The 10,915-nt window shown below is 68.9% G+C and carries 9 protein-coding genes; 5 read left to right on the top strand and 4 right to left on the bottom strand.

Annotated elements, in window-relative coordinates; all coding sequences use genetic code 11:
* The first annotated feature begins 231 nt into the window (after window positions 1-231).
* Window positions 232-660 carry a hypothetical protein gene (locus tag AB1609_07195; protein MEW6046252.1) on the top strand — a complete coding sequence of 143 codons (429 nt, stop codon included), beginning with the start codon at window positions 232-234 and terminating at the stop codon, window positions 658-660.
* Between the two features lie 193 nt (window positions 661-853).
* Here AB1609_07195 and AB1609_07190 read toward each other — a convergent pair whose 3' ends face one another.
* Window positions 854-2,155, bottom strand: coding sequence for a diguanylate cyclase (locus tag AB1609_07190; protein ID MEW6046251.1), 1,302 nt, complete (start codon window positions 2,153-2,155; stop codon window positions 854-856).
* A 55-nt stretch (window positions 2,156-2,210) separates the two neighbouring features.
* Window positions 2,211-3,653: an EAL domain-containing protein gene (locus AB1609_07185; GenBank protein MEW6046250.1), complete on the bottom strand. Its 1,443-nt coding sequence runs from the start codon at window positions 3,651-3,653 to the stop codon at window positions 2,211-2,213.
* A gap of 475 nt (window positions 3,654-4,128) precedes the next feature.
* Between AB1609_07185 and AB1609_07180 the strand changes: the two genes are divergently transcribed.
* On the top strand, window positions 4,129-5,232 hold the full coding sequence (locus AB1609_07180) for a GNAT family N-acetyltransferase (protein ID MEW6046249.1): 1,104 nt from the start codon (window positions 4,129-4,131) through the stop codon (window positions 5,230-5,232).
* Between the two features lie 90 nt (window positions 5,233-5,322).
* Here AB1609_07180 and AB1609_07175 read toward each other — a convergent pair whose 3' ends face one another.
* Window positions 5,323-6,282: a hypothetical protein gene (locus AB1609_07175; GenBank protein ID MEW6046248.1), complete on the bottom strand. Its 960-nt coding sequence runs from the start codon at window positions 6,280-6,282 to the stop codon at window positions 5,323-5,325.
* A 226-nt stretch (window positions 6,283-6,508) separates the two neighbouring features.
* Entirely contained in the window at window positions 6,509-7,861 is a 1,353-nt protein-coding gene (locus AB1609_07170; GenBank protein ID MEW6046247.1) for an SLC13 family permease, read from the bottom strand.
* A 732-nt stretch (window positions 7,862-8,593) separates the two neighbouring features.
* On the opposite strand from AB1609_07170, the gene AB1609_07165 reads away from it, so the two are divergent.
* The 3 genes from AB1609_07165 to AB1609_07155 all read left to right on the top strand — a co-directional run.
* The gene (locus AB1609_07165) at window positions 8,594-8,989 is read left to right on the top strand and encodes a helix-turn-helix transcriptional regulator (GenBank protein ID MEW6046246.1); all 396 of its coding nucleotides are present in this window, start codon (window positions 8,594-8,596) and stop codon (window positions 8,987-8,989) included.
* Window positions 8,990-9,161: 172 nt separating this feature from the next.
* Window positions 9,162-9,902, top strand: coding sequence for a glycerophosphodiester phosphodiesterase (locus AB1609_07160; GenBank protein ID MEW6046245.1), 741 nt, complete (start codon window positions 9,162-9,164; stop codon window positions 9,900-9,902).
* 60 nt (window positions 9,903-9,962) lie between these two features.
* Window positions 9,963-10,915 (top strand): MFS transporter (locus AB1609_07155; GenBank protein ID MEW6046244.1); only part of this gene is annotated, 953 nt, incomplete at its 3' end.

The raw sequence follows: 10,915 nt of genomic DNA, 5'->3' as shown, positions 1-10,915 counted from the left end.
CGGGCCAGCCGGGGCGGAGGTCCCGGGTGGTCCGGCCTCGCACGGCTCGGGTTCCCCTCCGGCTCGCTTTTTCCGTGATTTTACGAGCCTGCCTACGGCCCCCCAAGGGGCACCCGAAGGAGGAGGCCCGAAAGCATGGTGTCCCCTCGAAATGCGGAACCGGCTCCTAGGCCCCGGCCAATACGGGGTGCGTAGGCTGGACCCGCAGCCACGACCCGGAGGGTGGTTGGCGTGGCCGGGCCTGCGGTCGCACCGCCGAGATTCGTCGTGGGGTCGCGCGTGCGGGTGATCGTGCCTCCCCACATCCCCGAGATACCCAGGGGAGCCACCGGCGAGGTACGGGAAGCCGCCCTGACCTACGCCTACGGCATCGTATTCGATGGCATGGAGCAGATGGGCATTCACCTGTGGTACGTGGAGTCCCAGCTCGCTCCCGAAGAGGGCCCGTTCCCCAGCACGTTGGGAGCGGCACCGGCATTTCCCGTGGGCTTTCGTGTGCGCCTGACGGTTGCCCCACACATCCCTGGGCAGTCGGCCGGCCAGGTACGGGAAGCGCGCCTGACCTACGCTTACGGCATCCTCTTCGACGCGATGGAAGAGGCGGGCATCCACGAGTGGTTCGTGGAGGCCGAACTGGCCGCTGGGAACGACCCCCGTTGACCGTCTGGCGTGAAGGCTCCAAGGAAGGGCGCCCCTACGGGGGCGCCTTTTTCGTCGGTGCTGGCGTGCAAATGGAGCGGGCACGGGCTGGCTTGGAGCTCGGCAAGACAAGGCGCCACGGGACCGGGACGAGACGGAGAAACCAAGAAGGCTGCGACCAGGGCGCGAACCAGAGGCACCTTTCACCTTTCACTCAGCGGTCGGCGTGCTGACTGGCCGCGCATACGTGATTACGGCCCGCGCTCTTGGCCGCATAAAGGGCCCTGTCCGCGGAAGCCACGAGTTCGGGTCCGCTTGCCCCGTCGTCGGGGAAAGCCGCTGCTCCGGCACTTACCGTAATGGTCGCGGCGCCGGTTACCGCAGAGGCGGCCACAGTGGCTCGAATGCGCTCCGCAACCACGACCGCGCTCCTCAGGGGCGTTTCCGGAAGGATGACCGCAAACTCGTCGCCTCCGTATCGGGCCGCTACGTCGGGCGGCCGCACATGACGGCGGATCGCTTCGGCGACCGCCTTCAACGCTTCATCTCCGGCTTGGTGCCCGTAGGTGTCGTTGAAAGCCTTGAGGTGGTCCAGATCCAGCATCAGCAGGGAGAGAGGGCGGTGGTAGCGCCGGGCTCGTTCCGCCTCTTCGTGCAGGCGCCGGTGAAACTCCCGATAGTTATACAGCCCGGTCACGGCGTCTTGCGTGGCCAGCTCTTCTAACGCCGCCCGGTCTGCGGCGAGCCGGTCCGCCATCAGGTTAAACGTCGCCCCCACCCGGTCCAGTTCATCACAGGCAAAGGGGGGTAGCCGATAGGACAGGTCTCCCGCCCCCAGGCGACGTGCTCCTTCTTCGAGCGCACCCAGGGGGCCCAGGATGGAGCTTACCAGCCAGGCGCCAAGACCCGACGCGCCGGCCAGCCCGGCCCCAAGAACGGCGAGGATGACGAGCAGTACCCTCGCGTAAAACGCGCGGGCCTCCTTCAGGTGGGCCTCGATCTCCTGATGCGCCAGTTCATGGATCTGCCCGAGATCCGTTACGGTCCGGTTCACCAGGGCGTCAAGCTGTTCCACCTGACGGGCTCCGGAGGCGTTGTTCACAGGATCGGGTAAGGCCAGGATGGCTTCGCTGACCGCGCGGATCTCGCGCCATTGCGCTTGTGCGGCCCGAACCAGGGCCAGCTCTTGCGCCAGGCCGAAGGGGCGGGTCAAAAGATCCTGGAAGGCCTCCTCCACTTCCCGGCTCAAGCGGGCAAACGCTTCCCGCTCGGAAGGCGAACCGTGGACGAGGTAGTCGCTGGCCGGCATGGATGCTTGTAAAAGGACCGTTTGGAGATGGGCCACGGGATGACTCTCCTCGGTCGCCTCTTCGACCACCTTCTCGAACGCCCGCACGACACTCCGGTGGATGGCGAGCGAGACGATCCCGAGAACCAGGGTGGGGAGAAGCATGCAGGCGGCGCCGGCCAGGAGTCGGGTCCGTATGGAGCCCTTCCGGGCCCGCTTGTTCCTCACATCAACCAGGCCTCCATGTCCGCCGCTACTGAAGGCCCTGGCGTACAGGCGTCCGTCATGGCCCGTCTTCAGCCCCGGCCGCCCCCGCGCCCGTTGTCGGCGCAGGGGGCGGGCATGTCCACCGGCGCCACTCCAGGGCGGTGTAGTCAGCCAGGACCGTGGCGACGGCGAAGGCCTCCGGGTCCAGCCGGACCGGCCTGCGCCATCCTACCGCCCACACCAGCACCCGGGGCCCGCTTGCGGGCACCGGTATGGTCAGCAGGCGCGAAAAGCCCAGCCGCGCGCTCAGGGCGTAGACCGGCTCCCAGACCGGGTCGGGCAGGTGCAGGTCGGCATGGAAACGCACCCCGAGCCGGCCGCTTTCGCGGGGCGGTCCCAACCGCCCGCGCGCGCCAGCAACCGGGTCCGGCCCGGGCACCGACGGCCACAGCACCCCGTCCAGCATCACCACCGAGACGCCGCCGCCGGCGGAGGGGGGAGCGGACGGGTGGGAGGGCTGCGCCGCGACGGATTCGCCCAGTATCAGCACCCCATCGCAGGCCAGCTGCTCGGTCAGTGCCCGACCCACGTGGCCCAGCGCTTCGCGTAGCGACCGGGCCTGGCTCAGGGCCCGGCTGAGGGCCCCCAACGCGGGCCAGACGGCCGTGCGCCTGCCCCGGACCCTTCCAGGGCGCAAGCGTCCTGCGGTCTTCGGGGCGTCCGGGACGGGCAGCCGGGCCAGCAGCGCGGCCACGTCAGGGGCAAGCGGCCGGGGCTCCGGAGCCGGACGGCCTAACAAGAAGCCCTGGGCCAGATCCACGCCCAGCGCCGCCAGGCAGCCAAGCTCCGCCTCCGTTTCGACCCCCTCCGCCACCAGCGTGAGGCCCAGCTCCCGGGCGGCCCCCACCAGCGCCCGCACCACCGCCCGGCGGTAGGGATCGGCGTCCACGCCGCCCACCAGCAGCCGGTCGAGTTTGATGCCGTCGGGCCGCAGCAGCGGCAGAAACTGCAGCCCCGCCACGCCGCTGCCCAGGTCGTCGAGCCAGAGCTGGATCCCGGCGGCCCGGAGTTGGTCGGCCTGGCGCCGGGCCTCGGCCGACTGGGAGAGGGTCAGGCGTTCGGGCACCTCCACGACCAGCCGCCCGCCCTGCCGGAGCTGCCCGTTAACCAGCAGCCGGGGCAACGGGCAGACGGGGTGCTCGGGCAAGCGAAACTGGCGCCAGCTGCCGGGATGGGCGTTGATGCACAACATAAGCCCGGGAAAGCGTGCCTCCCACACCTGGAAAGCCGCCTCCCAGATGCGGCATTCGAGAAGGCTCAAGAGGCCCTGCGCTTCGGCCTCCGCAAACAGGGCGGCAGGCGACTCCCAGACCGTGCCCTGCGGCCCGCGGGCCAGCGCCTCGTACCCGACGATGCGGCGCTGGCGCAAGCTGACCAGGGGCTGGAAGAAGGGGCGGGCCAGCTCCAGGGCCTCCCGGAACGGTACCGATGGGGCGGGGGATGCAGGCAGCGCTCTCATGCTACAACCCCCTGCTCGGCCGTAGCCGGGCCCGCCCGAGCTCCGGCTCCGCCCGAAGACCTGCGGCTTTGCGCCCCCTACTCCCGAAGGGTTTATCCTGAACAGCCCGCCGGGCTGGGCGACGATCCACCCCAAACTGTACCAGCACTGATAACCCTTACCGAGTACGATCCATATTTCGGCAGGCATTGATAAAACCCTGCACGCTTCTCTGCCACTCGAAGCCCAGGTCTTCGCCCGGAAGAGGCCCAAGCCAGCCATGCCAGTGAGCGAGGGGCACGAAGTCAGTACCAGCGGGGAGGCCGCCGCACGTGAACACCGCGACAACCGAGCCGGGTTTGGTGAAGGTCCTCTCGCCTGTGCACGAAAATCCATGAGCATCGGGCTGCCGTTTGGAGACACCTGGAATGAGCTGGCAAATGTTGCCGGCTCAGGCTGCGTCTGTCTGGTGTGGAAAGGGGATACGCCAGGGCGAATGAGCGTGGAGGTCCGGCTCGGGCTGCTCCAGCCCTCAGCATTCCCGACGGTCAACGACTGGGCGCGGGAAGTGGCCCGCATCACCCGGGCAGCGTTCAGCGCACCGGGACGGGCCGCCGCCGGGCTTCCACCGCCCGGCGGAGCCGAGGAATCTCCCGAGAATGTACTCGGGGACCTGTCAAAGGGTGCGAGCGTGTGGATAGCCCGCCTTCCCTCTGGCGAGGCCGTTGGCACCGTCCGCATCGTGCCAGCAGGTAACGGCGTCTGGGAGCTGAAACGGCTGGGCGTCGTTCCCTCATTCCGGGGTCAGGGGATCGCTCGCCGCCTGGTGGAGAGCGTCGAAGGGGAAGCAGCCCGGGCCGGAGTCCGTCGTGTGAGGCTCTACTGCGTTGTTGAACGGCTGCTCCCGCCGTATTACGCGCAGCTGGGGTACCGGATCGTGGAGCGCCGCGCCCATGCGGACAAACCGCTGACCGTCGTCACCATGGAACGCGATCCCACGGCGCCCAGGCGCGCTTACCCCTCGGCATGGGAGGCCGAACAGTCCCTCCCTTCCTCGGGAGTCTACGCCATCTGGCTGTGGCTGTCTGAACAGGCACGGCTTCCCGTGCCCCGTCCCGGCGGGTCGGTGCTCCGGCGGGGGCTGTACGCGTACGTGGGTTCGGCGCAGCGAAACCTGGCGGCACGTCTCGCCCGCCACGTCCGGGGATCCCCGACCGTTCGATGGCACGTCGATGACCTTCGCCGTCGGGCGGAGGTGGTCGGGGTGGACGTCTGGCCCGGGGCTCCTCGCGGGCAGGAGTGCCACATGGCGGCTGCCCTTGCCGGGTATGCGCAGACGCTGAATGGACAGCCAGCGAGGGCGGGCAGGGCTGAAGTAGCGTTGCCGGCGAGACCGCGAAGGTTCGGCGCGTCAGATTGCGAATGTCCCGGCCACCTGGTCTACTTCGGGCCGCACCCGGAGCAGGTGGAGCCTTTTTTGATGCCGCGCCGGCTCGAGCCGGGACTGCTGGCAGTCATGCGTCTACCGATGCAAAGAGATCGAGACGAGTCACCGGGTTGTTCGAGCAGGCGTGGCGAACCGTCTCGAGGAGGCGGGTAGAGCCGCCTGAAAAAGACGCGGGCTGCCGGTTCCGCGCGCCGGCAGCCCGCTGATTGCACCTGTGCGGGCCTGTCGGGCCCTGGTTGTGGCTCAGAACGCCAGCCGCAGGCCCAGGCTCTGCACCCGTTTGGCCTCGTTGCCGCCCCAAAACGGGTCGCCTTCGCTCCAGGGCTCGGCCAGCGCGTAGTCGAGGCGCAAGGGCCCGAGGTTGAGGGAGGCTCCCAGCGTGTGCATCTCCGGGTTGAGCCGGGTTCCCTCGGGCTGGTGCCGGGAGACTCCTCCCCTTAGCGTAAGCGGCCCGAGCGTCAGCTCCGCTCCGGCCCGCACGTGGGGCGCCACGTCCGGGCCCCACCAGCCCGCCGGAAGCGCGTAGTCCACGGCGATATTGGCAAAACCGAGCCGGAGCGCTGCCCCGTAGATGGTCTGGCGGTAAGAGGCGGGGTCCAGCGGCGTGTCCTTGCCGTCCAGGAGGGTGACCTCGCCCGCCACGCCACGCCACACCGCGCCGAGCCGCAGCGGGCCGAGGCTTACGAGCGCCCCCGCGTCGGCAATCCACCCCTTGCCCCCCTTGCCGGGGTCGCCCCCCTTGTCAACCAGGTAATTTCCCGTGACGCCCAACCCGATGAACCCGAGGGGAATCGCCAGCCCGACGCTGCCTTTGAGCCCTTCCGCTTCCCCAGTCTCGCTGGGGAGCGTCATCCGCGTGGCACCCATGCCGAAGCCGCGTGCCGCGGCCAGCGCGCTAAGGCGGGTGGAGGTGCCCTCCGCAGGCTGGGACGACAGCTCAGGCCCCGAGATACCTGCGCCCTGAAGCTCGAAACGTGGCAGAAACGCAAGGCCGCCCGGGTTGTAGAAAAGGGTGGCGCCGTCGTCAGCCAGCCCTACGAACGCTCCTCCCATGCCTGCGACCCTGGCGCTGGTCCGGAGCTCCACCCCCTCTGCGAACAGCGAGTCGGGTACGGCCGCCTCGACAGCGCCGGCCCCCGCGACCAGCAGCAGCGATACCACCCCGAGCACAGGCCCAATCCACGAGCCACCTACCCTCTGCACCCGTCCCCCACCTTTCCCAGGTGTCCCCCGCGCCGCACCTGGCTCGCTGGGCGGCGCAGCAGTTTCTGGCAATGCCGGTTTCCGCTCCCGCGGCACACCGCGGCCTGCCTTCTGCGAAAAGCGTGTTCAATCCTGCCGGAAACTGTCAGAAAGCTGGCCGGAACCCGTTGGGAGCCCGGGTAACGAATGGCGTAGCCGCCTCGCGGAGCGGGCAGGCCCGCTGCGCTCAGCGGGCCGAGGCCGCAAGCCCCAGCAGAGCAGCGGTCAGCGTGGGGGGCATCATGATCAATCCCATTCTGAGGTAGTGCCAGCCGCTCACGTTGACGCCCCTCTGCCGGACAAGCGTCAGTGTGAGAATGGTGGCCAGCGAGCCGACCACCGTCAGGGTCGGGCCGATGTTGACCCCCAGGAGCAGCGCGTACGGAGCAAGTCGCCCCCATGGGGACGGCGCCGTGGCCTCGGCCGGGGGAAGGTTCGCCATGGCGAGAAGTGTCATGGGGATGTTGTTGACCACGTTCGAGCCCACCGCACTCGTTGCGGCAAGAGCTGCCAGGTCGCCAAATCCCTCAAGAGCAGGCGCCGGCGGTCTTTCGCCCGGTGCACCCGGCTCGATGGCGGGCAACGCTGCCGCGCGGGGCGACAACGCCGCGGCCATCAACTGTCCCCCGACGCCCGTCGCCTGCACCCCCTGAATCACGATGAACAGGCCCACCACGAAGGGAATAACCGCCCACGCAACGGCGCGGCGGAAAAACTGCGGCCGCACCTCCCGGCGAACCAGCGCCATCCCCGCCATGGCGGTACCCCCGGCGAGCGCGACCGGCCAAAGGGGTGCCTGCAGCCACCCCGCCACGCCGAACCCGAGGATTGTCGCCGCGCTGATCAGCACGCTCCAGCGCAGGAACGGCGAGCGGCTCAGAGCGCGCACCTGGAGTTGGAGGCCCTGTACGTCGAGCCGGCCGGCCAGCTGGCGGTGGAAGACAGCGTACAGCAGGGCGAGGTTCGCACCCGCCGAGAGCAGCGCCGGCAGAGACATGATCCGGGCGAACTCCCAGAACTGCAGGCCGTATTGCGCCTGAACGAGGAGGTTGGTGAGGTTGCTCACGGGTAGCAGCAGTGACGTGACGTTGGCGACGTAGACGCTCAGGTACACGAACGGAAGCGGGTTGGCCCCCGCCTGCTGGACAATCCGGAGCACTACCGGTGCGAGCACCACGGCGGTTGTGTCGAGCGAGAAGAACGTCGTGACCAGCGCCCCGAGCAGGTACGAGGCCACGAACAGCCGCCTGGGGCTGGCGCCGGCCAGGCGGGCCGCCTTCAGGGCGGCCCAGGTGAAGACCCCGGCGCGCTCGGCGACGGCGGCCACCATCAGCACCCCGACCAGGAACAAAAGCACCGGGGCCGTCTGCTCCAGCACCGCCAGCACGCCGTCCGCCCGGACCGCCCCGGTGGCCAGCATGAGAGCCGCCCCGGCCCCGCCGAACCACGCCTCGTGCCACCCGAAGGGCCGGAACAAAATGCCGGCCACCGTCAGCACGAAGATGAGCCCCGCGATGAGAGAGGTCGCCCCAACTGCCACGCCGGCCACCTTCACCTGTATCGGCGTCGATTCCCGGCAAGAAAGACACGGGCTCCCGCACGAAACGCCCTCAATGCTAGCGACCGGCCCATCCGGATGCAACGGCCCAGACGAGTAGCGGATGCAACGGGAATGTGATGCGAAGCCGATTACCTGGCTTGCAACCGCTTAAAAAAAGCGCTGGCGCGCTCCCGGCCGGCCGGTTGATGTGGGGCGTGCGGGCGCGACAAGAGGGGCACGTTACAAGGCAGGAGAACTTCCCGGGGCGTGGCAACCGCCGCCGCACCCCGCCGGACTCAGGACGCGGCGGCGGTCCCCGAGAGCTCCGCTCCGCTATGGCGGGCTGCCTCGACGGGCCGCCCGGCCCGAGCGGACCAGAGTTCGCCGGGAAGCCGGGGCGCGTGGAGGGCGCCCCGGCCTGGCCGCGACCGTGCTGCCAGGGGATCGCGGCCCTACCGTCGAATCGGGTGGTTGCCACGCCACCGATTGACCCCGTGCCCCGGCCCACAGCCGGTGCCGCTGCGGGAGGGCGGCACGTTTGAGTATTATTGTGATACTGATCGGTATTGAAGGCAACCCGCGTTTCCCGCTGCCCGAGCCTGTCTGTGCTTTCCAGCCGGGCGGCTTGCGGCCTGTCCTCTGGAAATCGCGTGCAGGCGCCCGCTGGCAAATCGACACGTTGTCCGGCTCCGCCCGTAAGGCTCCAGCTCTCCCTGAAAAGGACTGCGTCGCATGAAGCCTCAGCCCGGCGGGGAGCGGTTGCGCGAACTCTTCGGCCGGCGGGTGCGGGAGCTCCGAACGCGTCGCCGCCTCACGCAGCAGCAGCTCGGGGAGATGGCACACATGCATCCGGCCTACATCGGAGGCGTCGAGCGGGGCGAGCGCAACATCACCCTCGACGGGGTCGAGCGCCTGGCCCATGCCCTGGGCGTTTCTCCCGCCGAACTCGTAGCCCGGCCCTCCGGCGTCGAGCCCCAGGCCCTCGAAACGCGCTTTCGGGATCTGGCCCTTCAGGCCCGCGATCCTGCCGACGTGGCCCTGGCCCTTGACGTGGCCTCCTTCCTCCTGGAGCGCCTCGGCGAACGCCGCCGCCCGCGCTGGGCAGCCGCGGAGAGGCCGGACGGGTGACACGGGAACCCAGGTGCACACGGTGCCGGCCGTCGGCGGTATCGCGGTTGGTTCGGCTGCCCTTCCGCTGGCGCGGGCCGGGCCCCGCACCGAGCAGCGGGCGGCTTCGGCGAGGAGGAAAACCTCCCCAGGGAGAATGGTCCTCACTGCAGGCGGAAAGGAGACTCCTCGCATGCACAGCCGGCCGCTCGTCCTGGCCCACCGCGGCGCTTCGGATCAGGCCCCCGAGAACACGCTTGCCGCCTTCAGGCGGGCCCTGGAGGCGGGTGCGGACGGCGTCGAGTTGGACGTGCACCTGAGCCGGGACGGCGAGATTGTGGTGATCCATGACGAACAGGTGGACCGCACGACCGACGGTTCGGGCCCGGTCAAAAACCTGACCCTCGCGCAACTCAAGGCGCTCGACGCCGGGTCGTGGTTCGACTCCCGGTTCCGGGGCGAACGCATCCCGACCCTCGCCGAGGTGCTGGAGGCGATCGGTCCGGCCTGCCGCCTGATCAACGTCGAACTCAAGAGCGGCCGCGTCCTCTACCCGGACCTCGAGCGCAAGGTGGTCGAGACGCTGCGTCGCTTCGGGGTGCTGGAAAAGTGCGTCATCTCGTCGTTCAATCACTATTCATTGCGCTTGCTCAAACACGTCGAGCCCGCGGCCCGCACAGGGGTTCTGTACGTCGAGGGCCTGGTTGACCCGTGGGTGTACGCGCGCCAGGTGCCGGCCGATGCGATTCACCCGCCGTTTTACGCTCTGCTGCCCGAGGTGGTCAAGGGCGCCCATGCGGCGGGCTTCGCCGTCCACACGTGGACGGTGGATGCGCCCGACCAGATGCGCCGCGCCCTTTCGTGGGGTGTGGATGCCATCATCACCAACCGCCCGGGGGTGCTGCGGGGGATCATCGAGGAGGCCACCGCGTAGAAGTAGAAAAGGAGGGCCCCCTGCCGCGCAAGGGGCGCGTTTTGAAAGAAGGACGGCGAAATGAAGCTCAACTACGGCAGGACCTTCATCCTCGGCCTCGGCTTCTTGTCCATCACCCTCACCTGGTCGGTCTACAACTCGTACGTGCCCATCTTCCTGGGGGACCTGTTGAAGGACGTAGCTTACCGCACCACCCTCATCGGCGCCATCATGACGCTCGACAACATCGCGGCGGTGACGCTGCAGCCGTACTTCGGCGCTTTGAGCGACCGCACCTGGACGCGGGCCGGGCGGCGCATGCCGTTCCTGGTGGCGGGCATGCCGGTGGCGGCCGTCTTCTTCGGGCTGATTCCCGTGGCGCGGTTCTCGCTTCCGCTCATGATGATGGTGATTGTGGTCATGAACCTGTCCATGACGGCGTTCCGGGCGCCCACCGTGGCGCTGATGCCCGACATCACGCCGTCCCCGCTTCGAAGCAAGGCCAACGGGGTCATCAACTTCATGGGCGGCCTGGGAGCGCTTCTGGCGTTTTTCGCCTTCTCCCGCCTCTACAAAGCCGATCCGGCGCTGCCCTTTGCGGCCACGTCGGCCGTGCTGGCGGCGGTGCTGGTGGCGCTTTACTTCTTCATCAAGGAGCCGGCCAGGCCCGAAGTCGAAAAACGAGAAAGCGTCGGCGTCATCCAGGCCCTGCGGGAGGTCTGGGCCGACCCCGACCGGAGCACGTGGCGGCTGCTGTTGGCCATCTTCGCGTGGTTCATCGGGTGGAGCGGGGTGGAGGCGCTCTTCACGCTGTACGGTGTGGAGGTGTGGGGCATGCAGGCGGCGGACGCCTCGTTCATGCTGGGCTTCTTCTCGCTTTCGTTCCTGGTTTTCGCCATTCCCAGCGGCTTTCTCGCCACGGCCATCGGGCGGCGCCGCACCATCCTGGCGGGGCTGGTGGGGCTGGGCCTGATGCTGCTGCTCATGGCAGGTTCGTCGCCGGGTGCCGTACTCACCGTGGAGCTTCTGATGGC

It is taken from the genome of Bacillota bacterium (assembly GCA_040754675.1).
Classification (GTDB): Bacteria; Bacillota; Limnochordia; order Limnochordales; family Geochordaceae; genus Geochorda.
The sequence above is the reverse complement of the archived record's forward strand: the minus strand, read 5'-3'. Positions and strand labels throughout refer to the sequence as shown.